This is a genomic window from Synechococcus sp. Cu2B8-bc1011 (assembly GCF_047302735.1).
GTDB lineage: Bacteria > Cyanobacteriota > Cyanobacteriia > PCC-6307 > Cyanobiaceae > Synechococcus_C.
This window is the reverse complement of the sequence record NZ_CP138915.1, coordinates 476,063-501,407: the sequence shown is the minus strand read 5'-3', so window position 1 is coordinate 501,407 and position 25,345 is coordinate 476,063. Positions and strand designations below refer to the sequence as shown.

General features: G+C 53.1%; 25 protein-coding genes. 10 read left to right on the top strand and 15 right to left on the bottom strand.

Translation table 11 applies throughout. The annotated features are described in order from the left end of the window. Nucleotides 1-19: 19 nt before the first annotated feature. A complete protein-coding gene (locus SIC18_RS02635; RefSeq protein ID WP_048347552.1) occupies nt 20-511 on the top strand; it encodes a hypothetical protein in 492 nt (163 codons plus the stop codon). Here the strand turns inward: SIC18_RS02635 and SIC18_RS02630 are convergent. From SIC18_RS02630 to SIC18_RS02595, 8 genes are all read right to left on the bottom strand, one after another. Further along, nucleotides 499-1,398, bottom strand: a complete 900-nt coding sequence (locus SIC18_RS02630; RefSeq protein ID WP_048347551.1) for a transglutaminase family protein — start codon at nt 1,396-1,398, stop codon at nt 499-501. The two genes, SIC18_RS02635 and SIC18_RS02630, sit on opposite strands and share 13 nt — an antisense overlap. Further along, nucleotides 1,383-2,381, bottom strand: a complete 999-nt coding sequence (locus tag SIC18_RS02625) for an alpha-E domain-containing protein (protein ID WP_048347550.1) — start codon at nt 2,379-2,381, stop codon at nt 1,383-1,385. The genes SIC18_RS02630 and SIC18_RS02625 overlap by 16 nt, the downstream gene beginning before the upstream one ends. Further along, entirely contained in the window at nt 2,375-3,847 is a 1,473-nt protein-coding gene (locus SIC18_RS02620) for a circularly permuted type 2 ATP-grasp protein (protein ID WP_413430091.1), read from the bottom strand. Before SIC18_RS02620 ends, SIC18_RS02625 begins: the two co-directional genes overlap by 7 nt. A 256-nt stretch (nt 3,848-4,103) precedes the next feature. Further along, complete coding sequence (locus SIC18_RS02615) at nt 4,104-4,871, bottom strand: type 1 glutamine amidotransferase (protein WP_413430090.1); 768 nt, start codon at nt 4,869-4,871, stop codon at nt 4,104-4,106. Then, entirely contained in the window at nt 4,868-6,577 is a 1,710-nt protein-coding gene (gene ureC, locus SIC18_RS02610) for an urease subunit alpha (RefSeq protein ID WP_413430089.1), read from the bottom strand. Before ureC ends, SIC18_RS02615 begins: the two co-directional genes overlap by 4 nt. A 3-nt stretch (nt 6,578-6,580) precedes the next feature. Then, a complete protein-coding gene (locus tag SIC18_RS02605) occupies nt 6,581-6,901 on the bottom strand; it encodes an urease subunit beta (RefSeq protein WP_048347546.1) in 321 nt (106 codons plus the stop codon). Between the two features lie 11 nt (nt 6,902-6,912). Next, complete coding sequence (locus tag SIC18_RS02600) at nt 6,913-7,215, bottom strand: urease subunit gamma (protein WP_011620764.1); 303 nt, start codon at nt 7,213-7,215, stop codon at nt 6,913-6,915. Between the two features lie 63 nt (nt 7,216-7,278). After that, a complete protein-coding gene (locus tag SIC18_RS02595) occupies nt 7,279-8,169 on the bottom strand; it encodes an urease accessory protein UreD (RefSeq protein WP_250395447.1) in 891 nt (296 codons plus the stop codon). Between the two features lie 109 nt (nt 8,170-8,278). Between SIC18_RS02595 and ureE the strand changes: the two genes are divergently transcribed. From ureE to urtE, 8 genes are all read left to right on the top strand, one after another. After that, complete coding sequence (gene ureE / locus SIC18_RS02590) at nt 8,279-8,746, top strand: urease accessory protein UreE (protein ID WP_413430088.1); 468 nt, start codon at nt 8,279-8,281, stop codon at nt 8,744-8,746. Further along, the gene (locus SIC18_RS02585) at nt 8,743-9,411 is read left to right on the top strand and encodes an urease accessory protein UreF (protein WP_048347544.1); all 669 of its coding nucleotides are present in this window, start codon (nt 8,743-8,745) and stop codon (nt 9,409-9,411) included. Before ureE ends, SIC18_RS02585 begins: the two co-directional genes overlap by 4 nt. Continuing rightward, nucleotides 9,411-10,013, top strand: coding sequence for an urease accessory protein UreG (gene ureG, locus SIC18_RS02580; RefSeq protein WP_048347543.1), 603 nt, complete (start codon nt 9,411-9,413; stop codon nt 10,011-10,013). The genes SIC18_RS02585 and ureG overlap by 1 nt, the downstream gene beginning before the upstream one ends. A 117-nt stretch (nt 10,014-10,130) precedes the next feature. Further along, nucleotides 10,131-11,426, top strand: coding sequence for an urea ABC transporter substrate-binding protein (gene urtA / locus SIC18_RS02575; RefSeq protein ID WP_041427153.1), 1,296 nt, complete (start codon nt 10,131-10,133; stop codon nt 11,424-11,426). A gap of 89 nt (nt 11,427-11,515) precedes the next feature. Next, nucleotides 11,516-12,670: an ABC transporter permease subunit gene (locus SIC18_RS02570; protein ID WP_011620758.1), complete on the top strand. Its 1,155-nt coding sequence runs from the start codon at nt 11,516-11,518 to the stop codon at nt 12,668-12,670. Nucleotides 12,671-12,674: 4 nt separating this feature from the next. Further along, entirely contained in the window at nt 12,675-13,805 is a 1,131-nt protein-coding gene (gene urtC / locus SIC18_RS02565) for an urea ABC transporter permease subunit UrtC (protein ID WP_413430087.1), read from the top strand. Beyond that, nucleotides 13,802-14,575: an urea ABC transporter ATP-binding protein UrtD gene (urtD, locus tag SIC18_RS02560; RefSeq protein WP_413430086.1), complete on the top strand. Its 774-nt coding sequence runs from the start codon at nt 13,802-13,804 to the stop codon at nt 14,573-14,575. The genes urtC and urtD overlap by 4 nt, the downstream gene beginning before the upstream one ends. Then, on the top strand, nt 14,572-15,279 hold the full coding sequence (gene urtE, locus SIC18_RS02555) for an urea ABC transporter ATP-binding subunit UrtE (RefSeq protein WP_413430085.1): 708 nt from the start codon (nt 14,572-14,574) through the stop codon (nt 15,277-15,279). Before urtD ends, urtE begins: the two co-directional genes overlap by 4 nt. Here the strand turns inward: urtE and SIC18_RS02550 are convergent. From SIC18_RS02550 to queC, 4 genes are read right to left on the bottom strand one after another with little or no spacing between them, the layout of a single operon-like run. Beyond that, a complete protein-coding gene (locus tag SIC18_RS02550; protein WP_048347539.1) occupies nt 15,242-16,837 on the bottom strand; it encodes an APC family permease in 1,596 nt (531 codons plus the stop codon). The two genes, urtE and SIC18_RS02550, sit on opposite strands and share 38 nt — an antisense overlap. A 23-nt stretch (nt 16,838-16,860) precedes the next feature. Next, nucleotides 16,861-17,727: an aminotransferase class IV gene (locus tag SIC18_RS02545; RefSeq protein ID WP_413430084.1), complete on the bottom strand. Its 867-nt coding sequence runs from the start codon at nt 17,725-17,727 to the stop codon at nt 16,861-16,863. Further along, nucleotides 17,724-19,085 carry an anthranilate synthase component I family protein gene (locus SIC18_RS02540; protein ID WP_413430083.1) on the bottom strand — a complete coding sequence of 454 codons (1,362 nt, stop codon included), beginning with the start codon at nt 19,083-19,085 and terminating at the stop codon, nt 17,724-17,726. Before SIC18_RS02540 ends, SIC18_RS02545 begins: the two co-directional genes overlap by 4 nt. After that, entirely contained in the window at nt 19,064-19,744 is a 681-nt protein-coding gene (queC, locus tag SIC18_RS02535) for a 7-cyano-7-deazaguanine synthase QueC (protein ID WP_413430082.1), read from the bottom strand. Before queC ends, SIC18_RS02540 begins: the two co-directional genes overlap by 22 nt. A 31-nt stretch (nt 19,745-19,775) precedes the next feature. On the opposite strand from queC, the gene SIC18_RS02530 reads away from it, so the two are divergent. Continuing rightward, nucleotides 19,776-20,297 carry an ecotin family protein gene (locus SIC18_RS02530; protein ID WP_413430489.1) on the top strand — a complete coding sequence of 174 codons (522 nt, stop codon included), beginning with the start codon at nt 19,776-19,778 and terminating at the stop codon, nt 20,295-20,297. A 4-nt stretch (nt 20,298-20,301) separates the two neighbouring features. Here SIC18_RS02530 and SIC18_RS02525 read toward each other — a convergent pair whose 3' ends face one another. The 3 genes from SIC18_RS02525 to SIC18_RS02515 all read right to left on the bottom strand — a co-directional run bounded on the left by SIC18_RS02525 (nt 20,302) and on the right by SIC18_RS02515 (nt 25,276). Beyond that, nucleotides 20,302-21,561: an HlyD family secretion protein gene (locus SIC18_RS02525; protein WP_048347536.1), complete on the bottom strand. Its 1,260-nt coding sequence runs from the start codon at nt 21,559-21,561 to the stop codon at nt 20,302-20,304. Nucleotides 21,562-21,563: 2 nt separating this feature from the next. Further along, complete coding sequence (locus SIC18_RS02520) at nt 21,564-24,392, bottom strand: peptidase domain-containing ABC transporter (RefSeq protein WP_413430081.1); 2,829 nt, start codon at nt 24,390-24,392, stop codon at nt 21,564-21,566. Between the two features lie 116 nt (nt 24,393-24,508). Beyond that, on the bottom strand, nt 24,509-25,276 hold the full coding sequence (locus SIC18_RS02515) for a peptidylprolyl isomerase (protein ID WP_413430080.1): 768 nt from the start codon (nt 25,274-25,276) through the stop codon (nt 24,509-24,511). Between the last annotated feature and the right edge of the window lie 69 nt (nt 25,277-25,345).

The window sequence follows — 25,345 nt, the reverse complement described above, 5'->3', positions numbered from 1 at the left end:
TTTCTGAATCTTTGTTGAGATGTTCGAGCTTATTCCGTATACGCGTTTTCGAGATACCCCATCTGTTCGTTTTTTTGATGTCACGATTCCTGATTCGAATGCTCGCGATTTAGTTGTTCACCGTGGGCCAGCGGTGAGTCCGCCGGATGCTGAAGACAGTGGGGCATGGCAGTTTTATCTGCATCCTCATCAGGACGATAATCTTCTCGCCGCAAGTGGTGGAAGAACTTTTTATTTGGTGAACTTGGCTTGGGAGCAACCTTTTCATATCGTTCGTTTGGACAGTGGGGGTGACATTCTCAATATTCCAAGAGGAACATTTCATCGCTCTTTATCGGATCCTGATGGGTCTGTTGTTCTTAATCAGGCCAAGCGAAATTCCAATGTTTGTGTAGACAGAGAGTTCCGTGTTTACAACAGCCTGAAGATTCCAAGGCTTTATCAAGCAACGTCACAAGCTGCAGCACCTCCTCTTTTGCATGGTCTTGAACCTGTCCTTCAGGCTGCTTGAGCTGTCTTCATCGCAGTGTCATCGTGCTTCATGTCTGCGATTTGTGCCTTGATCGTCCAGTTGAGTGTGCTGCTTGTATTTGGTGGGCCAGTGAAGTTTCCAGAAACAGCTGCAGTTAGTTCTGGTTTTGATGAGCTGGCCAGGACGATATAGCGCTCGTTGATTTCACTTCCAGAGCTTGGGTCAAAACCACGCCAACCGGCTCCTGGAAGATAAATTTCGGCCCAAGCATGTAGGTCATAGTCAGCAGGAGGAGGATCGATGAGTTGATATCCGCTGGTGAATCGTGCTGGTAGCCCAACGCTACGACAACATTCCACCATCAACATTGCTAAATCTCGGCAAGAGCCCACTCTTTCTCTCAAGGTTCGGCCGGCTGGCCAGGCTGGACCTAAATGTCGCTCGGTGTATTTCACCCTGTCTTGAATGGTTTCCATCAGTTGGATCAAAAACGGCAAGGTTTGCTGGTTCCCTCCCATTAATGCGTCTTGGGCTAGGGCGACGGCTGACGGATCGTGCTGACCGTTAGGCAGCCAGCCCTCTAGGGCTCCGTGCAGGTCACGATTGAGATGTCCGCGAGGATAGGGGAGCGGAGGATTGAGTGGGTTGAAGCATTCTTCAAGGGGCATTGCCATTTGAGTTTCCACTTTGCTGTGAGCTTCAATGCATAAATGACTTGTCGTGCCTTGAAAGCGAACCCGTCGAATCTCGTCTCCACTTGCTGCTACGAGCGCGTGGTGATGGCTTGGTTCTGGAGAGACGATCAGCCTGTGCTCGAGTAGCCGCTGATGACCATGACCTCTTGGTTGGAGGCACAGTCGGTGATCGCCAAGGCTGATCGGTGCGTCGTATCGATACGTGAGGTTGTGAGTTAGCTCAATGAGCATGAGGGATCTTTCGAAATGGTTGAGAGGTCCTGAGGTGTGAGAGCTGGGGTGGTGAAATAGTTGTTATGAATCAGCCCATGCAGTTGATTGAGATCGTTCTGCAGCTGATCAATCGCTTCATGCAATCCGCGGTTGATGAGTGGTTCGATGCGAACGTAACTCCACTTGGCTACAAGTTGACCGCGTAGGCATTCGAGCTCGTCAGGTGATCCTGGAATAGAGTTGTGTTGAATGCACTCAAGGGTGTCGTTGATCTCCTGTACGCAAAACCGTACGGATCTGGGAAAAATCGGATCAAGCAGAAGAAAATGGGCCACCGAAGTGGGACTGATGGCTTGTTGGACGCTCTGCCGATACATCTGATAAGCACCAGCGGAACGGAGAAGAGCAATCCATTGCAGCTCATCCAGCACGCCACCTACTGCGCTCGGGTCAGGCAGCAACAGAAAGTACTTCACATCAAGAATTCTCGAGGTTTTATCAGCCCTTTCGATGAGCCGACCTAGGCGGCTAAACAACCAGGCATGATCGCGGCTGAGTGTGACGTCAGTGATGCCATAAAAAAGTTGGCAACCACGACGAATCGTGCGCAGTTGCTCTAGGTCTGGTTCTCTCCAAAGGACTTCTCCATCCTGAAGACTCCAAAAAAGCTCATTGATGTGTTCCCACATCTCTGTAGAGATCACATCGCGGATCTGACGGGCGTTCTCACGGGCATTCGAGATGCAGCTCACAATGCTGTTTGGGTTGTTGCGGTCAAGGAGCAGAAAACCCCTTACATCCTGTGGCGATCGAAGTGGATAGCTTTGATCGAAAAGCTGGCGATCACCGCTTGCATCGATTAATGGCAACCAGGGTTCAGCATTGCTGCTGGGATTGTCTAAAGACATTGCTTCGCTTACTTCAAGAAAGCGAGAGATGTTTTCGGCGCGCTCCACAAAACGGTTGATCCAATAGAGGGAGTCCGCGACCCGGCTCAACACGGCATGGCCTCCCGATGTTCAACTGGTGCGTGACGATCGCTCACCACCCAGGTGTCTTTGCAACCGCCACCTTGGGATGAATTCACGACTAAAGATCCACGTCTTAAGGCGACGCGGGTGAGTCCACCTGGACTGACCCAGTTCCTTTTTCCGCGCAGAACATACGGACGTAAGTCGACATGACATGGATAGAGTTCACCCTCACTGAGAGAGGGAACGGTCGAGAGTTGCAATGTGGGCTGTGCAATGAAATTGCGTGGATGGGCCTTGATCTTCTCGGCAAAGGCCTCGATTTCGCTTGTTGAGGAGTGGGGGCCGATCAACATCCCGTAGCCACCAGCTTCAGCGACTGATTTCACGACGAGTGAGTTGAGGTGTTCCAGCACGTAGGTCAAGTCATTTGGCTTTGAACAGAGGTAAGTGGGCACGTTGTCGATGATTGGTTCCTGATCGAGGTAGTAGCGAATCATCTCGGGCACGTAGGCATAAATAAGCTTGTCGTCGGCAACACCTGTGCCTGGTGCATTGGCAATCGCTACGTTTCCCTTGCGCATTGCGTCCATGAGGCCAGGAACTCCAAGGACGGAATCTCGGCGGAACACTTTGGGGTCCAGAAAATCATCATCAATGCGTCGATAGATCACATCGACATGTTGTAATCCTCCTGTGCTGCGCATCCATACATGTTCGTTTTCGCAGATCAAGTCTCTGCCTTCCACAAGCGTGACTCCCATTTGCTGTGCGAGGTAGCTGTGTTCGAAATAAGCACTGTTGAAGACTCCTGGAGTAAGAAGAGCCACACGTGGAGCGTCATTCCATGGGGCTAGATCCTGCAATGTTCGTAGTAAATGGGAAGGATAATCATCGATTGCTTGGATTTGTCGCCCTTCAAAAAGACTCGGAAATAATCGCTTCATGACACGACGATTTTCGAGGAAATAAGCAACTCCTGAAGGGCATCGTAAGTTGTCCTCCAGTACTCGCCAGTTGCCATCTCCATCCCTGATCAAGTCCAGTCCAGAAATGTGACACCATCGTCCCAGTGGTAATGAAATACCTTGCATTTCTGGACGCCAACCTTGTGAGCTTTCAACGTCTTCCCGTGGAATGACGTTGTCATTGAGGATGTGTTGCGGTCCATAAATATCGGCCAAAAAATGATCAATTGCTTCCAGTCGTTGCAGCAAACCCTCTTCCAAAATCCCCCACTCTCGTTTGAGAATCAGCCTTGGTAACGGATCAAAAGGGAGGATTCGTTCGTCTGCATGTGCTCCTGATCCGTTGATTCGGAACGTGGCTCCCAGGCGTCTTAACAGATTGCTGGCGCAGGCATGATTGTGTTGGAGCTCGGCCATGCCGATTTGGCCTAGCGAGTTGAGTAGAGGCTCCAAGTCAGCACGTGGGGCAGCCTGCTTTTTGCAGAAATACTCGTCATATCCATGCGATGGTTGGTATTCCTTGAACATCGCATGAATCGTTGTTTGTCATACCTATCCAATCGCTTTGAGCCCACCTTGGCCGGTGTTGTTTGCTACTGATTTCTGAATTGCTGCGGTAGAGCTGATTTTTGTCCTTGGCTTCTGATCAATTGTATGAATAAATTGGGCTCGAATTCTTCTTTTTTAGGCCTAAGTGTGAGTTGCCTGAGCCATTTGCATGTGGTATTAGCTTCAGCGTGAACCCCTTGTGAGGGTCACTTCATTGTTGGCCCATTTGGCCTGTTTATGGTTTGGTTGTGCGTGCAGAAAGGAGTCTCAAGGTATTTCTGATAAAGATGCGTCCTTGTTGTTGCACTGATTCACCGAATCTCTCATGGTCTTGTCGTAATTGCTCGGGTCCTTCCGGACCCATGGCGCTCACGATGGTGTCATGGTCTTCTTCAATCCAGCGCTCGAGATTGGACCTGCTCAGTTCAAAGTGACATTGCAAGCCAACCGCATGTTTGGCAATTCGGAACACTTGTTCTGGGCAATGAAGTGATGAGCCCAGCAAGGTTGCTGCTGGAGGAAGCTGGATGCGATCACCATGCCAATGCAGCACCATTTCACTGGGTTGTAATCCCCTTAACAGTGGTTCTTGGCTCGGTTCCGTCTGCCAATGAATGGCTCCGAAGCCAACCTCTTTCAACGGTTGAGGCGGCAGTCCCACTTGCAACGGTTTCACGGAGCCACCGGCAGCGACCGCCAGGAGTTGTGCGCCCAGACAGATTCCTAGAACTGGTTTTTGTTGTTGATGCCAAAAAGTGAGCCATTCCAATTCCCGTTGCATCCATGCCAGCGCATCTTGATGTCGGTCCTCGACACTCATGGGCCCTCCGAGCAAGAGAGCGATTGTGTTTTGAGTACTGATTGGGTCGGGGAGTGGCTCTCCCTGATCAGGGCGAATGGTCTGAATGCTCATTCCCTGCTCCAGCGCTATCTCTGCGACTAAATCAGGACCTTCGCGATCGATGTGCTGCACCACCAGCAACGTGGGAGCAAGTGTTGTCAAAGCAGCAGATAGCGTTGGGCTAGAGGCAAAACCTCCGCTGGTTCGCAGGTTAGGAGCTCGCCATCGGCGAACACCTCATAGGTCTGTGGATCCACGCTCATGCTTGGTAGTGCAGAGTTGAGCTTCAGAGCACTTTTGCCAACGTCACGCGTGTTTTCTACGGCAATACAGGTGCGTTCCAGTCCAAGTTTGCTTTGGATGTTGTCGTTCATGGCCGCATCGCTCATGAAGGTGAGGCAACTGGGTGCAAGCGCTTTGCCGAAGGCAGCAAACATCGGTCTGCCGTGGACTGGACCAGGCGTGGGGATTGAGGCATTGGCATCACCCATTTGGGCCCAGACGATTGACCCGCCTTTGACAACGAGTTGAGGTCGTATTCCAAAGAATCCTGGTTTCCAAAGCACGAGGTCGGCGAGTTTGCCTGTTTCCACGGAACCCACCTGACTGCTGATGCCATGGGCGATTGCTGGGTTGATCGTCACTTTGGCGATGTAGCGCTTGAGGCGGTGGTTGTCGTTTCGGCTTGAGTCTTCTGGTAAGGCGCCGCGTTGAACCTTCATTTTGTGGGCTGTTTGGAAGGTGCGTGTGATCACCTCTCCCACGCGTCCCATTGCTTGGGAGTCGCTAGCGATGATCGAGAAGGCGCCGAGGTCGTGAAGGATGTCCTCAGCAGCAATGGTTTCGCGGCGGATGCGTGATTCTGCAAAGGCCACGTCCTCTGGGATTTTTGGATCAAGGTGATGGCACACCATCAACATGTCGAGGTGTTCCTCGAGAGTGTTGCGGGTGTAGGGCCTGGTTGGGTTGGTGCTGCTTGGCAGCACGTTCGCTTCTCCGCAGATTTTGATAATGTCTGGCGCATGCCCGCCTCCGGCACCTTCGGTATGAAAGGTATGAATCGTGCGTCCCTTGATGGCTGCGATGGTGTCTTCCACGAAACCGGCTTCATTGAGCGTGTCGGTGTGGATGCAAACCTGCACATCCATCTGGTCAGCAACGGACAGACAGGCATCGATCGCGGCAGGTGTGGTGCCCCAATCCTCATGAAGCTTCAGGCCACAGGCTCCCGCTCGTACTTGTTCCTCCAAGGCTTCTGGAGTGCTGGCGTTTCCTTTGCCGAAAAAGCCCAGGTTCACGGGAAGTCCTTCTGCTGCCTGCAGCATTCGGCCGATGTGAAATGCACCTGGGGTGCAGGTGGTTGCATTAGTTCCGGTGGCGGGTCCCGTGCCACCGCCCATTAGTGTGGTCACCCCGCTGGCCAGAGCTGTTTCAATCTGTTGGGGGCAGATGAAGTGAATGTGGGTGTCAATGCCACCTGCCGTGAGGATGTGTCCTTCACCGGCAATGGCCTCCGTGCCTGGCCCGATCACGATGCTGACGTCACTCTGGATGTCGGGGTTCCCTGCCTTGCCGATGCCGACGATGCGGCCATCTTTGAGGCCGATATCGGCCTTGACGATGCCCCACCAATCAAGGATGAGGGCATTGGTGATCACGGTGTCAACGGCTCCTTCAGCCCGGGAGGTTTGGGATTGGCCCATCCCATCGCGAATCACCTTTCCGCCGCCAAATTTCACCTCATCGCCGTAGGTGGTGAAGTCCTTTTCCACTTCGAGGATGAGTTCGGTGTCCGCTAAACGAATGCGGTCTCCAGTGGTTGGCCCATAGGTTTCGGCGTAGGCCTGGCGGGAGATGCGATAGGGCATGAATCAGGCGTCGAGGGGTCCGTTGATGTTTCCGTTAAAACCGACCACGCGGCGTGCTCCAGAAAACGGGATCAAACTCACGTCGCGGTTGTCACCTGGCTCGAAGCGAATGGCCGTACCGGCTGGGATGTCAAGCCTTTGACCGCGTGCAGCGTCACGGTCAAAGATCAAGGCAGCATTGGCTTCTTGGAAATGGAAGTGGGATCCCACCTGCACGGGGCGGTCTCCGCTGTTGGCAACGGTGAGGGTCGTGACCTCTCTGTTGGCGTTGAGTTCAAGTTCGCCGGGTTCCGCTAACAATTCACCGGGGATCAGGGGTGCCATCAGAAGAAGCCTTAGCGAATAGGGTCATGCAGGGTCACGAGCTTGGTCCCATCGGGAAATACAGCCTCGATTTGGACTTCATCGACCAACTCTGGAATGCCCTCCATCACCTGGTCGCGGCTTAACCATGTGCTGCCTTCCTGCATAAGGTCGGCCACATTCTTCCCATCGCGTGCTCCCTCTAGAACCAAGAAACTGAGCCATGCCACAGCTTCAGGGTGGTTGAGCTTGAGGCCGCGCTGGAGACGACGTTCTGCCAAGAGCGCAGCCGTGACGATCAGCAGCTTGTCTTTTTCCTGGGGGCTGAGGTGCATGGTGACCTTGCACTCCTCTTAGTTTCTATCGCTCTTGGGCAGCGGAATGTTCAATGTGAACCCTTATGGCCTCAATGGATTTTCTTGTAAAGGCCAGACCCTGGGAATCTTTGGCGATGCCAGGTTTCGCGCTTGACGGGTGCGAGCCCAAATCCTGCTGAACCAGAAACGGGCATCTCGACTGGAGAAGCCGCTGTATCGGGCGATCAGTCCCTGAGGGAGTGCGCCGCAATGCATCTGTCCTTCGAGAGCCTTTCGATCTTGGCGAATGTCATCGAGGAGGTTGTTGATCTTGGTTGTTTGGAGAGGGAAGGGTGCAGCCCAAACCAAGGTGCCGAAGACAGGTTGTTGATTGAGTCCATGGAACCCCTTCAGCGCGTCGTCGCTGATTTCGAGTCTGTCAACAAGTTCCCAACGCCTTCCCTCAGACGTTTGGCGTTGGATTTGAACGTCTGATCTCCAGCATCCCTGTCCCAATGTTTCGTTTGCGGCAGTGCGTCCGAGACGCACAATTTCAGCGCTGAGAAAGGATCCATCCATGGGCAATGTGACGCTGAGGTTTTGTTCAAACAAAGCATCGGCATAGAGCACAAGTTCTTGCGGAAGCCATTCCAAATCACTATCCGCATCAAGCTCTGCCGAGACCTGTTGGCGGGCCCAAGTTCCCAGCGGATGGAGCTGGCTTCGACCTATGGATCCATAGATCTTTTGCGCGGCCACGCTTGTGAGTAAGCAGCGACTGTTTGGTCTTAAGCCGAGGTTGATGCTCAATTGGTCTCCCCCCACAAGGCCACCAGCGGTATGAAGCAGTGGCAGCTCGCAACGCCCGTTCTCGCCCCGTTCGGCCCGCATTAATTTCAAGGGGGCGGTGCAGCCCCCTTGAAATTGACTGCCACTGCTGCCCGCAACAAACTGCAGGTTGCAGGTGCCGTGCCATGGATCAAGTCGTTGCATCAACGCACGCTCGACGCCAACTCTCCTCAGCTCTGTAACAAGGACTACCAAATGATGGCGTGCTGTTTGGGCAGTCTTTGTGGCGTGATCTCGTTGGTTGTCTGAACCCTTGGATGTTGGCTTGACCGTGTTGGACCATCGCCTCTTGTCTGAAGAGCCGTGGCCGAACGGCTCCCTCGCTGTGATGGAGTTGCCGTTGAGCGCGGATCAGCGCACGGTGCTGCGTGGACGTCGTCGAACTGCTTGTGGTCGAGACGTGTTGTTGCAGCTGCCGCGCGAGCGAGCCTTGATGCCTGGTGATCGCCTCACCGATGCGCATGAGCAGGTGCATGTTTTGGTAACCGCTGCTCTTGAGGAGTTGTTGCGGGTGGAAGCAGCAACGCCGCTGGCATTGCTGGAGGCTGCCTATCACCTAGGGAATCGCCATGTGGCACTTGAGTTGCATGAGAATGAGCTGTTGTTACTGAATGACTCCGTACTCGAAACCATGCTTAAGGGTCGTGGATTGAAGCTGACACGGTGTTGTCGTTCATTCATGCCGGAAGGCGGTGCTTATATCGCCCATCAGCACGCATGACATCGCTTGCGTTATTGCAGTTGGTAAGCCCTGCTTTGCCTGTTGGTGCTTTTAGTTATTCCGAAGGTCTTGAAGTCTTGATCCAGGATGGTTCTTTGATCAACGAATTCGATCTTCAACAGTGGATTGAAGCTGAGCTTCAGAGGGGTGCATTGAGGTTGGAGGCTGCGGCGCTAACCCCGTTGCGTGTTCAGCTTCAAAGCTGGGAGGAAAAAAGGTTAGAAATGCCCAGTGACTTGATCAGTCTCGATGGGTGGTTGCTGGCTTTGAGGGAGTCGGCTGAGATGCGTGCTCAGCAAGGACAGATGGGTGGTTCTTTGCTGAAGTTGATGGCTGATCTTGGACATCCATTGCCTCAGCCATTGGTTTTGGCGTGGCCTGCGGCCTGGGCTTGGGCTGCCCTGTCGTGGAAGATTTCTGAGCTGGAGATGGTTGAGGGTTATCTCTATGGCTGGGTTGCAAATCAGCTCAGTGCGGCGGTCCGCTTGGTGCCGCTGGGTCCCACCACGGCTCAACGGATTCAGCAGCGACTGTTGCCGATGATTCGTGATCAGGCGAGTGTTTTAAAGGATCAAGATCCGCACACGCTTTGGTGTGGTGGTGTTGGTGCAGGGCTCGCCCAGTTGGCTCATGCTGAGTTGTATTCACGTTTGTTCCGGAGCTGATGAGCAGCAAACTCAGGCTTGGAGTCGCCGGTCCGGTGGGCTCAGGCAAGACAGCGCTCGTGGAAGCGCTTTGCAGGAGATTGCGCGATCGCCTGCAATTAGCAGTTGTGACCAATGACATCTACACGCAAGAGGATGCTCAATTCCTCACGCGCTCAGGTGCATTGGAGCCTGAGCGTATCCGTGGGGTTGAAACCGGGGGGTGCCCTCATACGGCGATACGAGAAGACTGCTCCATCAATCGAGCTGCTGTGAGTGAACTGGAGCATCAATTTCCTGGACTTGATCTGGTGATGGTTGAAAGCGGTGGAGACAATCTTGCGGCCAGTTTTAGTCCTGAACTTGTCGATCTTTGTATCTACGTGATTGATGTAGCGGCTGGAGACAAGATTCCTCGTAAAGGTGGACCTGGAATTACACGGTCTGATTTATTAGTCATTAACAAGATCGATCTGGCCTCTTTCGTTGGTGCTGACCTCGGAGTCATGGAACAGGACACATTAAGGATGCGGAGGAATCGACCCTGGTGCTTTACCAATCTTCGTACTGAAGAAGGACTTGATCGCGTGGAAGAATTTGTGTTGCAACAGATACCAAATTGATGCGTATTTGGCCTCGAAATTTCTAAATGGTTCTAATTGATACAGGAATTTCTTTCACTTGATCTGTACCTTTCGGACCCCGGCGTTGAAGCGTCGTTTCACTTGTTTTTGGAACTCATGAGCTCATCATTGTCCAAGCGTCTATTTGCCGGCATGGCCGCAGCGTCGCTGGGTCTGGCCGTCACTGCTTGCGGCGGTGGCGATGAGAAGGCCTCCAGCGTTGAGTATGACGACAGCGTCACTGTTGGCATCCTGCATTCCCTGACGGGAACGATGGCGATCTCCGAGTCCACTTTGGTGGATACGGAAAAGATGGCCATTGATGAAATCAATGCAGCTGGCGGTGTTGAGGTAGACGGCAAGAAGTACAAAATCGAATATATCGTTGAAGATGGTGCCTCTGATTGGCCAACTTTCGCGGAGAAGTCCAAAAAACTCATCGACCAGGACAAAGTTCCTGTAGTTTTTGGAGGCTGGACTTCTGCCAGTCGTAAGGCCATGCTTCCGGTTTACGAGTCTAAGGAAGCTTTCCTCTACTACCCGATTCAGTACGAAGGGCAGGAGTGCTCGAAAAATATTTTTTACACCGGCGCTACTCCTAATCAGCAGTCTGAGCCGGCGACCAGCTACATGTTCGAGAAGTCGCCTGCTGCCGGAAAGCCTTTCTATTTAGTGGGTTCCGACTACGTATTCCCTCGTACGTCCAACACCATCACCAAAGAGCAAGTGAAGTCTCTTGGTGGAGAAGTCGTTGGTGAAGACTACTTGCCTCTTGGTAACACCGAGGTCGCCCCGATCATTGCCAAGATCAAGGCTGCTCTTCCTGATGGTGGGGTCATTATCAACACCTTGAATGGCGACCAAAATGTTGCCTTCTTCAAGCAGATCCAGGATGCAGGGATTACCCCTGAGAATGGCTATTATGTTATGAGCTACTCAATTGCTGAGGAGGAAATCAGCACGATTGGGCCAGAGTTTCTTGAGGGTCACTATGGAGCCTGGAACTACATGATGTCCATTGATACACCGGCCTCTAAGAAGTTTGCTGCCGACTTTAAGGCCAAGTATGGAGATGACCGAGTAGTTGCTGACCCTCAAGAGTCTGCGTACAACATGGTCTATCTATGGAAAAAGGCAGTTGAGAAAGCAGGTACTTTCGATGATGACAAAGTACGTGAGGCTCTGATTGGCATCAAATTCGATGCTCCTCAAGGCCCAATTGAGGTTCGTCCGAATCACCACATCTCTCAAATCGTTCGGATTGGTGAGATCACTTCAGACGGTCAATTTAAGATTGTAGAAGAGTCTGATTATCCAATTGATCCTCAGACATGGAACCAGTTTGAGCCCACGTCGAAGGGCTTTGCTTGCGATTGGTCTGACCCCAGCAAGGGAGAGAAGTACAAGCTCTGATCACGAATAGCCCCATCCATTAATGGGTAGCTGTTGGAGGGGCCCCTTGGGGGCTCCTCTTTTTATTTGTTTCGCTTACTAGACCCCCCGTGGAACTGCTTTTCGAAAGCCTGTTTAACGGTGTGGCCATTGGCTCTGTATTGCTAATGGCTGCCCTTGGACTGGCAATTGTGTTTGGCTTGATGGGTGTGATCAATCTCGCTCATGGCGAATTAATCATGCTTGGTGCCTACACCACGTATGTGGTACAGCTCATTTTCAAACTTCCCTTTCTTGCGCCGGTTTACAACGCCTACGTGCTGGTTGCTATTCCATGCGCCTTTGCTGTAAGCGGTGTGATTGGGATTTTGCTTGAGCGCACAGTCATACGACGTTTGTATGGCAACCCACTTGAGACTTTGCTGGCCACGTGGGGAGTCAGTTTGATCCTCCAGCAGTTTGTGCGCAGCGTTCCGCTTGCTTATGCGGCTGGAATGGTTGTGTTTTTAGTGCTCGGATTCAGTCTTCCGTTGTTTCTTCCGACTCCTCTATTGGAGGGACGTCAATCTCGGCTTGTGCGATCCGGTGGTTGGGCTGTGTCTGCTCTCATTGGTGTGTTGTGCGCTGGTGGATTGGCCTCACAAATCAGTCGTATTGCAAGGGCGACATCCCGCAATGTGGATGTCACCGCTCCGAAGTGGATGCGCGGAGGTCTGGAGTGGATGGATCTCACCTTTCCCGTCCCACGCCTTGTGATCATTGTGATGACCTTCATCGCAGTCGTTGGGGTGATCTGGTTCCTCAACCGCAGTGTTTGGGGGGTCCGGATCAGGGCCGTCACGCAAAACCGTTCGATGAGCGATTGCCTTGGGATTCCCACAGACACGGTTGATGTCCTCACTTTTGGGATTGGTTCAGGTTTGGCCGGGGTGGCGGGAGTTGCCGTGTCGTTGCTGGGTTCGGTGGGCCCCAACGTTGGCACGTCTTACATCGTCGGCTGTTTCATGGTTGTGGTGCTCGGTGGTGTTGGCAATCTGCTGGGTACCGTGCTGGCCTCATTTGCGATCGGCTTGTTAACCGATCTCATTGGAGCAGGGCGTCTGCTCACGATTTGGCCCGATATGCCTGGACCACTGGCTAGCGGTGTTGAATTTTTTGCGACCACGAGCATGGCTCAGGTCATGGTGTTTGCTCTGATTGTGGTGTTCCTTCAGTTCCGTCCTGCAGGTTTGTTCCCGCAAAAAGGCCGCATGGTGGAGGCTTGAACTGATGTTGCGTTCCTTTCAACAACGCCCCTGGCTCTTCGTGACAGTTTGGGTGTTGATCATTGCGGCAATCGTTGCTGCACCATCGGTTCTGCCTGTTTTTCGCTTGAACCTGCTGGGTCGCTTTTTATCTCTAGCGATTGTGGCGCTTGGGATTGATTTGATTTGGGGCTTTACCGGACTTCTTAGTCTTGGACAGGGAATTTTCTTTGCGCTTGGAGGTTATGCCGCTGCGATGTATCTCCAACTTAGGAGTTCTATCGATATGCCCAACTCTATTCCGGAATTTTTCAGTCTTTATGGGGTTGATCGGTTGCCTTTATTTTGGGAGCCCTTTCGATCGCCTTTGTTTACGCTCATTGCAATTTGGCTGATCCCTGCGTTGCTCGCAGGTGTGTTAGGGAACTTGGTATTTCGTAATCGGATTAAGGGGGTTTATTTTTCGATTCTGACCCAGGCTGCTCTGTTGGTCTTTTTCAATTTCTTCAATGGTCAGCAAAAATTAATCAATGGCACCAATGGTCTCAAAACCGATGTCACTGTGTTGTTTGGTCAGCTCGAATTGGGCTCGCCAGAGATGCAACGCGGTTTCTTTTGGTTGACTGCTGTCATTGTGATCTTGGTGTGGATATTTTTACGTTGGGTTGTTCGTGATCGCTTTGGAAATGTTCTGATTGCAATCCGTGATGATGAACCAAGGCTCCGCTTTACGGGTTACAACCCAACGTTGTTTAAAACCATTGTGTTTGCAATCGCTGGGGGCTTAGCGGGTATTGGTGGTGCGCTCTACACAGTGCAATCAGGTATTGTTTCGCCACAGTTTATGACTGTACCGTTTTCGATTGAAATGGTGATTTGGGTTGCTGTTGGTGGTCGTGGAACATTAGTAGGAGCGATTCTTGGATCCGTTTCAATCATGTATGCCAAAAGTTTGGTGAGTGAGGCTTTGCCAGAAACCTGGCTTTTTATTCAAGGTGGTTTGTTCATCCTTGTGGTAACGGCATTGCCGGAAGGTGTGATTGGTTGGTTCCGTGGAGCAGGTCCAAGAAATCTGATGTCTCGTGTGGGCTTTTCTCGCCCCATCGGTACTTATCCACAACTTGAAGTTGATGGCAATGAGGAGGTGCAGTCATGAGCAGAGTCGTTTCTGGATCCAGCCCACTGCTGGAGCTCACTGACATCACGGTTAGTTTCGATGGTTTTCTTGCCCTTCGTGACCTTAATCTCAGCTTGCGACCTGGAGAACTGCGGGCGGTAATTGGTCCCAATGGTGCTGGGAAGACCACGTTTCTAGATGTCATCACTGGAAAGGTTGCGCCTAGCTCAGGAGGCGTGCTCTTCAAAGGTCGCTCTCTGGTTGGAATCCCAGAACACCGCATTGCTCGACTTGGAATAGGACGAAAATTCCAAAGCCCTCGAGTGTTTGAAGATTTAACTGTCCAGGACAACTTGGCATTGGCTGTTAGTCGGTCTAAACAGCCTTGGTCTTTGCTGTTTGGTCGCATTCGTGCTGAGCAGCGCGACCAAATTCATCATTTAATGAACATTGTTAATCTTCAGTCTCGTGCCGACTGGAGAGCAGGATCTCTGTCTCATGGACAGAAGCAGTGGTTGGAAATTGCGATGTTGGTTGGCCAGGACCCAGACCTCTTGCTGGTTGATGAACCGGTTGCTGGTCTGACGGATGAAGAAACTGATCTTACGGCTGACTTGCTGAAGTCTTTAGCTGGTGACCACACTGTCTTAGTGATTGAGCACGATATGGAATTCATTCGTCGTCTTGATAGCCCTGTGACGGTGTTGCATCAGGGCCATGTTCTTTGTGAGGGATCGATGGACCAAGTGCAACAGGATCCCCGCGTGATTGAAGTTTATTTGGGAACGACGGAGGACGACGCTCTATGACAATGCTCGAAATTCGAGGCCTTAATACTTATTACGGCGAGAGCCACATTCTTCGAGATGTGGACCTCAGAGTTCGTGCCGGGGAAATGGTCTGTCTGATTGGCCGGAATGGTGTGGGTAAGACCACTCTCCTAAAGTCTCTGATCGGTTTGCTTAAGCCACGGTCCGGTGAGATTGTCTTCGAAGGCCAGGGAATGGAGCGTCAGCCTCCTCATCGGAGAGCAAGGTCAGGAATCGGTTATGTACCTCAGGGCAGAGAAATCATCCCTCAATTGACTGTCGAAGAGAATTTGATGTTGGGGATGGAGGCCCTTCCGGGAGGTCTTGCGCGAAATCGTCGCATCGACCCTTTCGTTTATGAACTTTTCCCAATTCTCCAGGAGTTTCTTTCACGTAAAGGTGGTGATCTTTCTGGTGGTCAGCAGCAGCAGCTTGCCATTGCTCGTGCACTTTTAGGTCAGCCTAAATTGTTGCTTCTTGATGAGCCCACAGAGGGTATTCAACCCAATATTGTGCAGGATATTGAGGCTGCCGTTCAACGAATTATTGCTGAAAAAGGGATTGGTGTATTGCTTGTGGAGCAGCATTTGCATTTTGTTCGCCAGGCAGATCGTTACTACGCCATGCAGCGAGGTGGAATTGTGGCCAGTGGCTCTACGTCAGAGCTCAGTCAGCAGGTTGTCGATCGTTTCCTAAGTGTGTGAGTGCATGGGGTGATACTTCAGGCAAAGCGGTGCTGACCGCGATCGGCAGCACCAAAAGTGCCATTCCCGCTAACACTGCGAGATGGGTCAGGTTCGAGAGCTCGAAGGGTCGTCCCTTGCTGAATAACTCCATATCTAATACAAGAAGTCCTAGATAGAGACCCCACCAAAGCCCTGCTTTGGTTTCAATGGGTTGGCGTTTTCTCCAGTTGTGAAGTGCAAACAGCAGGCTTGGGATTCCGATGGCGAGCACCGCTCCCTCCAACGCTGTGCGTCCGCACCAGTTCGCCGCCCATGTCGCCATCACGAAAGCCAGGGCACTGAGTGTGGTGGGACAAGGAATCCGAAAATGTTCTCGCTCCTTGGGGAGTTGTTGGCGTAGGGCCAACAAACTTGCTGGTCCCATGGCTAGAGCGATCATCTGGGCTGCCGTGAGAAAAGCCACAACCTGTTGCCAGCCTGGGCCAATGAAGAACAGGGCGCATCCCAAGATCAAGCTGCTGATAACAGCGATATCCGGTACTCCATGTCGATTGACCCGACCCAGGGACTCAGGGAGCAGTTTGCAGCGCCCCATCATCCAGCTCACTCGAGCCGAGACCCCTAAATAGGCCATCGCCGTTGTGCTGGGGGAGAGTGCGGCGTCGATGAGTAGGAGCACCACCATCCAGCCGAGCCCAAGGCCAAGGGCAATGGCTGCGAGCGGGCCGCCATGTTGGCTGAGGCTGAGTTGGGACCATCCTTGTTGTAGGGCTTCTGGTGGCACGCTCACCAGGAAGGACCATTGCAGAACCAGGTAAATCAGCAGGCTGATCCCTAGCCCTAGTCCCATGGCTAGCGGCACATTGCGTTGGGGGTTGCGCGCTTCTCCAGCGAGGTCAACGGCTGTACGAAAGCCAAGGAGGCAAAACAGGATGCCTCCGCTTCCTACGGCATTCACAAGTTCCGTACCGGTGTCAGCTTTGATTGCAGCTGGATCGCTGGCGATCGTGACCGGGATACTCAGGTTCCCCCAGTGCTGACTGAGCAGCATCAACACACTCGCGACAAGGAGGGGCACGATCAACTTCCAGATGGTGAGGTTGTTGATCCAGCGGGCCAGCCCCTTAACGCCGTTGAGGTTGATCCAGGTGAAAAACACCATCAACACGATGGCGACAGCCAGACCGGCTCCGCTAAGAATTTGCGTGCCGTTCCGATCCTGCGTGAGCCAGGGAAGACTGCTGTCGAGATAATCGAGCATTGCTAACAGCTCGATGGTTGGGACGCACAGGTAGCTGATCCAGATGCTCCAGCCACCGATGAAGCCAGACAGGCGTCCATGACTGAGGAGTGGAACCTGGGCTAGTGCCCCGGAACTGTTGATGAGTGAGCCCAACTCCGCAAACACCAGAGCGAGAAGGAAGGAAATCGAACCGCCCAAGAGCCATGCAGGCAGGCTGGCGGGTCCAGCGATGCGGGCGGCGTAATAGGAGGCAAACAACCATCCCGAGCCAATGGTTCCGGTGACGACGGTCAGGGTGAGGCTTGTGAGGCTTAAGTCACGCCGTAATTCCATTACGCCGATTGGTCCTGTTGGGCTCAGGATGGCAATGATTTCTCAGAATGAGATGGCACTAAGGATCTCCAGAGGGCTTCTCCATTCCCTCTGTTTGTGAGTGGTTTGCCATTCACTTGGCTGATCGTCCTGCAGCCAAGACTGTTGATTAATAACCATTGGTCATCCGGTTGCGGTTCTGCTGCAAGCGATTGCTCTTGCACCAGTCCCTGCTTGAGGGCTTCACCCCTCATCACTCCAGGTAGGCAGCCATCGCTTAAGGGTGGTGTGAGCCACTGGCCATGGCGTTCGATCACAAGATTGGCGCTGCTTCCGCAGCACAGAGTGCCATTGGTGCTGAGCATCAATCCATCCTCAGCTCCCCTCTGTTGAGCCTCCCGGCGCACTTGAATCGCTTGTCCATAGGAAAAGGTTTTGCATCGGCTCATCAGGCTTGATGCTTGCCGATATTCATGACGACTGATCCATGTGCGAACGGACTCGAACGTTGGCGTATGAGTTTGCAATGTCATCCAAAAGCGATGCCTGGAGGGGTCGGCTGAGTTGTGATCGAGCCCAATCCCTCGTTTGCTTCCATCGCCTCGACTCCAGTTCAGGCGCAGCGCCCCTGCCCTCTGTTCGAGTCCAAGTCGTTCGATCGCTTCTTGAATCAATGGATCCAACCAGGGCCTTGTAGGAGGTGATGCCATTCCTAATAGTTCACAACTTTGCTCCCATCGACAGAGGTGTGCGTCTAATAAGAAGGCACGTTGGTGATGAATAAGGACCGTTTCGAACAGGCCATCGGCGAGCTGTAGCCCTCTGTCGCTGAGTGGCAGCTTTAGCTCTTCAGGCCGTCCCCACGTTCCGTTGATCCAGGCGATGGCGTGTTGTGGCTGAGATGCTGTCACTCCAGTGCCTCTAAAAGTGGCAGCAGTTTCCAGTCCAGTTCGTCGGCTTCTGCTTGAGGATCCGAGTCGGCAACGATTCCGCAGCCTGCATGCACCAGAAGCTCATTGTTTTTGCGCAAAACGGTGCGAATCAAAATATTGCTGTCAAAACGCCCATCCCAATTCAGCGTCAGCAAAGAGCCGCAGTAGGGACCTCGACCTTTGGGTTCTAGTTCCTGAAGCCGTTGGCACGCTCTCAGTTTTGGTGCGCCACTAATTGAACCCCCTGGCCAGCTCGCTTCCAGTAGATCCACCCAGTTCAGTCCGTCCTTGAGTTGGCCGTTCACGACCGAGGTGAGGTGGTGGACGCGGGCGTAGCTTTCGAGATGGACCAGTTGAGGAACATCGACGCTGCCAGGGATGCAGACCCTGCCAAGGTCATTGCGTAGCAAGTCGACGATCATCACGTTTTCGGCACGGTCTTTTTCGCTGCAAACCAGTGCAGCGGCTTGATCAGCATCCCGTTGTGGATCCGAATCTCGAGGGCGCGTTCCCTTGATCGGCCTTGTTTGAACAGCACCATTGGGCAGCACTTCCATGAAGCGTTCCGGCGATGTGGATAGGAGGGCTTCGCCATTGGCTTCACCGCTGGCAACGACGAGACCCGCAAAGGGTGCCGGGCAGGCTCGACGCAAGCGCCGAAAGAGCTCCAGATTGTTGACCGATTCCTGCAACGTTGTGCTGGAGCAACTGGTGAGATTGGCTTGAAAGAGATCTCCCATCCCGATCAGCTCGCGAATTCGCTCAACGCCCTTGGCATAAGCCTGCCTGTCGCTGTGGCGTACCCAAGCTGTATGCAGGGGTTTGGGGTTGGGGAGTGCTTTCGGGCTTCGGTTGAATTGGTCACGTCGTCCCAGTATCCAGCGCTCCATTTCGGCATGGCGTTTGGCATCACGCCCCTCAATCCACACCTCCCGTTGTTGTAGGTCAAAGCGCAAAACGGGGTCGTGCCGCCCGATCCAAAGACTCGCCATGGCATCGCTTCGCCAGGAATTTGTGGGTTCGAGCCAGGCGGCGGCGTCGTAACTAAGCCAGCCCGTCCAGTGCCCCGGATCGAGCGAGCGCAGAGCTTCAAATGGATTGGTGGCTCCAACCTCCCCTGGCAATCCTCGGCAACAGCGTTGCTCGAGAGGCTCAGCTGCCAAGGTGAGCCAACGCCCCAGGTCGCTGGCATCCCCGTCCAGCCAAATCAAGCCAGCCTCGCCATGCTCTTCGGCTAGCGCTTGTGCGACTGAATCCGGTTCGATCCAGGGATGCTTGCTGCGAATCAGTTTTTGGCTGCCGGTTTGATTGGAGTTCATGGACGGCCTGGGCTGCATAGGTCTGGCCGTCCGGCGGCGAGCAACGCTTCATCACGGATGCGGCAGCTGTCGCAGACCCCACAGGGCACGTCGCCTCCGCTGTAGCAACTCCAGGTGCGTTCGATGGGAACCCCTAGATGTAGTGCTTCTTCTGCAATTTTCTGTTTACTCCACTCCACAAGTGGTGCCCACAGTGTTGGACCATGGCCTTCACGTCCAGCGCGGCTGCTGAGGTTAGCGAGATCCTGAAATGCCTCTAGATAATCGGGCCGGCAGTCGGGATAGCCCGAGTAGTCCACGGCATTCACCCCCAGCACGAGTCGATCGGCACCCCGCGCTTCGGCGAGGCTGAGTCCGATCGCAATGAACACGGTGTTTCGCCCTGGGACATACGTGTTCGGGATGATGCTCGTCTCAACGCCGCTAGTAGGGAGGGTTTGGGCGTGATCGGTGAGTGAGGAGCCTCCCCACATCGCCAAATTCACGTTGATGGTGTGATGTTCAGCCAGGTTCAGAGCCTTAGCGATCTCTACGGCGGCATCAAGCTCCCTGCGATGGCGCTGGCCGTAATCAAAAGAGAGGCCAATCACGCGAAAGCCTGACTGGATGGCCAAAGCAGCAGCCGTTGCGGAATCAAGCCCTCCCGAGAGCAGGGCAATCGCGGTGGAATCGGTCATGCTTGCATTCTGTTGCCGTAGGGGTATGACCATGGGCCTGGGATTCTTGAGGCTGGTATTGCCTCTGCTGATGGTTGCTGCTTCAGCCCCTGCTGTTGCGATTCCCCGTCTTGATCTGAGTGGTTATCCAGCACCTAAGCCAGGTCTGAAGCGTTGGGTGATTCAGCCCTCGGGCCTTCTCCCGAAGAGTAATGACCCGATGATTTCAGCCCATCCACTCGATTGGCGCGTCCAGTTGATCGTGGGGAAGGAGGTGGAGATGGACTGCAATCTGAAACGCTTGTCGGGTCCGTCCTTATCAATGCAGCGACTCCCTCAAGCCTCTGGAAAGGCCTTGTTTGAAGTGAGTGGGCCAGTGCTTGTGTTGAGTACGCGCATGGCTTGCAATTCGGAACAAGAAAAAGGCAAATCTTTCTTGTCCCTTGGTAAGCAGCCCTATTTGATTCCCTACAACGCGTCTTGGCCGGTTGTGGTGGATCTTCCCAATGGGGTGGAGTTGCGCTGGAGAGTTTGGAAAGCTGAGACGCGTCAGCAGGAAGCCGTGAAGCTTTGATGTCTTAGAGCTCTCTCAAGGAATCGGTTTTGCTTCGAAACGTATTCAGAAGAAGTTGCAGATAGCTAACGCTGCGTAATTTGATATTTGCTGTGAGAGACATTCCAACTTGTAGTGGTAGTGTCTTGCCGTTTTTAATCTTAAGTTGTTGGCTGTCTAGTTTAATTACGGCAGGGTAGGAATATCCCTGACGCATTTGTTGTTGATCAGGTGGGAGAGCATCTGACCCCACGGAAAGGACTTTCCCCTCCAGCACTCCAAAATCGCTTGCAGGGAAGGAGTCAATGCTGATATCAGCTTGTTGCCCAATGCGCACGAATCCGATTTTGTTGCTCGGAATTTCAACATCAGCTTCTAGCGTATTGAAGGGCACAACCTTCAATACGGCCTGGGATGATTGGGCCTGAGAGATATACCCAGGATTGTTCAGCTTTAAGTCAAAAACGATGCCGCTGACTGGAGCTCGAAGAGTTTGATTCTTGTTGGTTACTCTTACTTCGGTGAGGTTTGCGTTGAGCTGTGCGCGTTCACTGCGGAGTCCAGCCAGTTCGGCATTTAATTGTTCAATTTGTTGATTGATCTGATTGATCTGGCGTTCACCTTCAAGCTTTAACTGGGTTAACTCTCCCTTTAGTCCAGCCACTTTGTTGCGTTGCTGCAGGTACTGGATATCAGGTGCGGCTCCTTCTCTGGCTAAGCCTTGAAGTCGATCAAGAATCTGGCTTTCAAGATCCAAATTGTTGCGGGTGGTTGAAATTTGCTCACGGTTGAGATCCAGCGTGCGTTTACGCTCCATTTTTTTTAGGGAGAGTTGCTCCTGTTTCTGCAGGATTTGGGATGTTTTCTCCTTGACACCTTGTTCGAGAGACTTCAGCTGTTCGGCTGTGCTCTCCTGATCAAGGCGAATCAGCGCCTGGTCTTTGATCACACGTTCACCGCTTTTCACCAGGATTTCTTCGACGACTGCGCCTACGGGGATCCTTATTTCTTTGACGTTGCCCACAGGTTCGAGTTTGCCTGTGGCCACGACCACCTCTTCGGTACGGGCAATGCCCAGCCAGCCGATGAAAAAGACGGTTGTACCGATCAAGCTCCAGGTCACCGCTTTGACCCAAACCTGACTTTGCTGGAGGACAGCTTCGTTGTGAATGCCAGTCCCGACGCTGCTTTCGAGTTTGTTCTGGGCTTGGCGGACCAGATTGCCGATGGGATTGGTACCGGTGTTACTGCTCTTTGGGGGTAGCTTTTTGTTTGGTTCTGTCATCTTCAGCTCGCCTCCTGTTGGCGGTAAAGGGCGTAGTAGCGGCCACGTTTTTCCATCAATTGATCGTGGGTTCCCTGTTCGACAACGGCCCCTTGGTGCATCACCACAATTCGGTCTGCCCGGCGCACGGTGCTGAGTCGATGGGTAATGAAGAAAACGCTGCAGTCATGCAATGCATTGATCAAGTTGTCGCAAACCTTGCGTTCGGTTTCGTAGTCAAGAGCGCTGGTGGCTTCATCCATTACGAGAAGTTTTGGATTGGCGAGCAGGGTCCTTGCAATTGCAATCCGTTGCCGTTGGCCACCACTGAGTGATGCGCCCCGCTCACCAACTGGCGTGGAGTAACCACTTGGCAGTTGCATGATGAATTCATGGGCGCAGGCGATCTTGGCAGCCGTCACGATCGTGTCGCTTGCAACATCAGGCTGGGTGAGTGCGATATTTTCACTCACGCTTCCTGAGAACAGAAGTGGATCCTGGGGCACGATGCCAATTTGGCGTCGCAGCGAATAAAGCTCCACTTTGTCGATGTCGTAGCCATCGATCAGGATCCTGCCTTGATCAGGTGCATAGAGCCTGGGCAGTAATTTCATCAAGGTGCTTTTCCCACTACCGCTCTGCCCCACGATTCCAACGAAGGTTCCAGCTTTCACATGCAAATCAATGTCATTCAGCACAGGTGGTGAGCTTTTGCTGAATGTGAAGCTGAGGTTTTCGAAGCTCACATCTCCCTGAAGAGAAGGAAGCGGAACTTTGGCCTTATCAAGTTCGTTGGATTCCTGAGGTGTATCGATCACATCAGCGAGACGTTCGAAACTGACTTTCAACTCCTGGATGCTCTGCCAGATGGTGGAAAGGCGTAAGAGCGGCTGGGTGACGTAACCAGAAATGATCCGGAATGCGATCAATTGTCCCAGTGTGAGTTCTCCCGAGAGAACCAATGTGGCGCCGACCCAAAGCACCAGCAGCTGAGAAATTTTTTGCAGCACTTGAGACGTCTGACTTAGTGCTGTGCCGCTGATGGTTTTCTCGAAGGTGCTGCTGATGTATTCGGCATAGCGCTCTTGCCAGGTATAACGACTGACCATTTCCACGTTCTGACTCTTCACCGTTTGGATACCAGTGAGCACCTCTACTAAGTGACTCTGCGTTTTGGCATTGGCTTCTGCCGCTTTTCGATACTGACGCCGGAATAGGGGCGCCCCGAGCAGGGTGAGCGCTACCTGAATTGGGAGTACGGCGAGGGCGATAAGGGTGAGCAACCAGCTGTAAAAGAGCATCACCACGATGTAAATCACTGAGAAAGCAGCATCAAGAACTGTGGTGAGGGCTTGGCCAGTTAGGAAGTTGCGGATCTTCTCCAGCTCGCTGATCCTTGAGCCCAGTTCACCGACGGGCCGCTTGTCGAAATAGCCAAGGGGCAAGCGCAGAAGATGGTCGATGACTTCTGCACCGAGACGCTGGTCAATGCGATTGGTTGTTTCAGCGAAGAGGAACGTTTTGAGGCTTCCAAGCACTCCTTCGAGAATGGTCACTGCAACCAGGGCGATCCCGAGCACTTGAAGGGTGTCCAAGCTGCGCTGATTAATCACCTTGTCGATGATGACCTGAATCAGCAACGGATTCGCCAGTGTGAAGAGCTGAATGACAAAGCTGGCTGCCAGCACTTGCACTAAAACGGTGCGGTAGCGCTTTAGCGCCGGCCAGAACCAACCTGGGCCAAACTTTTGTTCAGGAGTGGTATTGGTGCGATCGAGCAGCAATAATTCGATGCCTTCTGGGAAGACTTCTTCCAGTGCTGAGGCTGGTAGATCAACGAATCCCTGGCTAGGTGAGGCGAGCACGACGCCGCGTTCATCACTACGGGTCACGAGCGCGAAGCCGCCCTGCCAAGGGATCATGGTGGGTGTCTGCAAGCGGGTGCCGAAACGGGCAGCAACCTTGGCGCCCGAGACATGCAAGCCAAGACCTGCTGCGATCTGGCCACAGAGGCGCAGGGTCGGAGTCTGGCCACGGCTTAATTGTTCACGGAGAACCTTCTCAATCGCGTCGCGCCGAAATGGCAGCTTCATCAGCTTTGCCAGCATCTGGAAGCAGGCGAGGGTTTCTTGCAACGGTCCCTCTCCGCCGACGAAAAAGTCGCGGTCGTCTGATTTGCTGCTGTTGAACCGGCTAACGGGAGGCCTCAGCGGTGCCTTGGGGATGTCTCTGTCTTTGGACTCGTCTTCTAAGTCGTTGCCGACAATGTCTCTTTGGACTAGTTCCGCAGCAGCGGTGTCCCTGAGTTGATGGATGGCGGCATCAGGCAGAGCAATGATTCTCAAAGGCAGCTTCTGTTGTTCAGTCGCTACAGCTGCTACCTCTTCTAGGGTTTTGAGCTCCTGGTCGAGCTTGGCATCACCTTTGTTAGAGGGGTCTCCCGCGAGGAATAGGTGTTGATTGGCTTCAAGTGCCTTTTGGACTGCATCAGCGTCGACGGCATCGAGGATCTGCGCTTGGGGCAGTAGGTCTTCAATCCAGCTGTTCAGCGATCGAGTTTGTTTGGGTGTTCGATTCAGGAGGACTTGTAAAAGCGATGCCAGCTCGGCCGTCCATAGATGGCTGAGGCATTCGGCCCTGATGGTTGGGTTGTTTTGAGCTAGATCCAAAAAGATGTCGTCGCTGAGCCTGCGCACCACAAGCTCAGACGCTGCTCGCACGTCTTCGCAAGGAGATCCTCGTAAAAGAGAAGCCGCTCCAACCAGTTCTCCCGCTTCCAGTTTGGAGAGGGTGCTGAGACGTCCATCTTGTTCGCCAAGAAGGCGGGCTGTGCCACGTTCGATCAACAGCACTTGGCCAGGAATAAATCGTCCTTCGCTTAGGGGTTGACCTAATTCATAGCGAAGCAGCTCTCCGCGTTCGAGGAAGACTTGTTTCAGGGCCTGCAGGCCATTGGAAGAGGTTGAGGTCAGGAGATTGAGGCTTGCTCTCGATCATTCTCTCGGCTGCAGACCGATTTGACGAGATGGTTGGTCTCGCTTGTGATCCATTGCTCAAGGAGTTCTGACGCCATGCGTTGTCGCATGGTGTCGTCGAAGCTTGCCTCCATGCGTTCTTCTAGGCGTGCCACAACCCACCACTGTTCAATGGCTATGGGTTCGAGAACAACTCCGGCGGGGGCGGTTCGTAAGAGCTGCTGAAGTTGCGGATGTGCACGCGAGATAGGGGCTGGTCCCACTCTGCCGCCACTGCGTTGCTCGGGGCCTTCGCTGTAGCCAGTCGCCAACGTCTCGAAACTCGTTTCACCGGCCTCTAATTGAAGGTAAAGCTCATGAGCGACCCCTGATTCTTTCACCCTCAGGAGGCTGTATGTGGCCTGATCTAGAGCTTCTTTGCGTTGAAGAAATCGAGCTTCTGCCTTGATAGAAAAAGAATCCATCGCCAGTTTGCTTAGCTTGATGGGGAGGCTGAGCTGCTCAAGAAGTTCGTCTTTGCTGATGCACCGCTCTGACAACCAGTGATTGAGGGATTCTTCGCTGTTGAGCTGCTGTTGCCGGCAATGGTTTGCGAAGGCTTGTTTTAAAAGCTCCTGAGGGGGATTGAGCTCTTGGGTCGACTCTTCAATTAGCAAACGGCGAACAAGTTGCTGCAACTGGTCTGTGCGTCTCAAAAGGTCAACTGTGTCGCTCTTAACGTCGTTGAACTTCGACAGCACCATCGGACAGAAATCCTTCATGACTGAGAGGTGAGTCGGTCCAACGGCTTTGATCGTGACTCAGCTCAACGTCCTCGTCATCCATTCATG

Bases quoted from the DNA above. Each gene is read 5' to 3' on its own strand.
- ureC (WP_413430089.1), bottom strand. From the start codon at position 6,577: ATGCCCTATCGCATCTCCCGCCAGGCCTACGCCGAAACCTATGGGCCA.
- SIC18_RS02550 (WP_048347539.1), bottom strand. From the start codon at position 16,837: ATGGAATTACGGCGTGACTTAAGCCTCACAAGCCTCACCCTGACCGTC.
- urtE (WP_413430085.1), top strand. From the start codon at position 14,572: ATGACAATGCTCGAAATTCGAGGCCTTAATACTTATTACGGCGAGAGC.
- SIC18_RS02600 (WP_011620764.1), bottom strand. From the start codon at position 7,215: ATGCACCTCAGCCCCCAGGAAAAAGACAAGCTGCTGATCGTCACGGCT.
- SIC18_RS02635 (WP_048347552.1), top strand. From the start codon at position 20: ATGTTCGAGCTTATTCCGTATACGCGTTTTCGAGATACCCCATCTGTT.
- SIC18_RS02530 (WP_413430489.1), top strand. From the start codon at position 19,776: ATGGGCCTGGGATTCTTGAGGCTGGTATTGCCTCTGCTGATGGTTGCT.
- SIC18_RS02585 (WP_048347544.1), top strand. From the start codon at position 8,743: ATGACATCGCTTGCGTTATTGCAGTTGGTAAGCCCTGCTTTGCCTGTT.
- SIC18_RS02515 (WP_413430080.1), bottom strand. From the start codon at position 25,276: ATGAAGGATTTCTGTCCGATGGTGCTGTCGAAGTTCAACGACGTTAAG.
- SIC18_RS02630 (WP_048347551.1), bottom strand. From the start codon at position 1,398: ATGCTCATTGAGCTAACTCACAACCTCACGTATCGATACGACGCACCG.
- urtD (WP_413430086.1), top strand. From the start codon at position 13,802: ATGAGCAGAGTCGTTTCTGGATCCAGCCCACTGCTGGAGCTCACTGAC.
- queC (WP_413430082.1), bottom strand. From the start codon at position 19,744: ATGACCGATTCCACCGCGATTGCCCTGCTCTCGGGAGGGCTTGATTCC.
- ureG (WP_048347543.1), top strand. From the start codon at position 9,411: ATGAGCAGCAAACTCAGGCTTGGAGTCGCCGGTCCGGTGGGCTCAGGC.
- urtC (WP_413430087.1), top strand. From the start codon at position 12,675: ATGTTGCGTTCCTTTCAACAACGCCCCTGGCTCTTCGTGACAGTTTGG.
- urtA (WP_041427153.1), top strand. From the start codon at position 10,131: ATGAGCTCATCATTGTCCAAGCGTCTATTTGCCGGCATGGCCGCAGCG.
- SIC18_RS02595 (WP_250395447.1), bottom strand. From the start codon at position 8,169: ATGCAACGACTTGATCCATGGCACGGCACCTGCAACCTGCAGTTTGTT.
- SIC18_RS02605 (WP_048347546.1), bottom strand. From the start codon at position 6,901: ATGGCACCCCTGATCCCCGGTGAATTGTTAGCGGAACCCGGCGAACTT.
- SIC18_RS02540 (WP_413430083.1), bottom strand. From the start codon at position 19,085: ATGCAGCCCAGGCCGTCCATGAACTCCAATCAAACCGGCAGCCAAAAA.
- SIC18_RS02620 (WP_413430091.1), bottom strand. From the start codon at position 3,847: ATGTTCAAGGAATACCAACCATCGCATGGATATGACGAGTATTTCTGC.
- SIC18_RS02525 (WP_048347536.1), bottom strand. From the start codon at position 21,561: ATGACAGAACCAAACAAAAAGCTACCCCCAAAGAGCAGTAACACCGGT.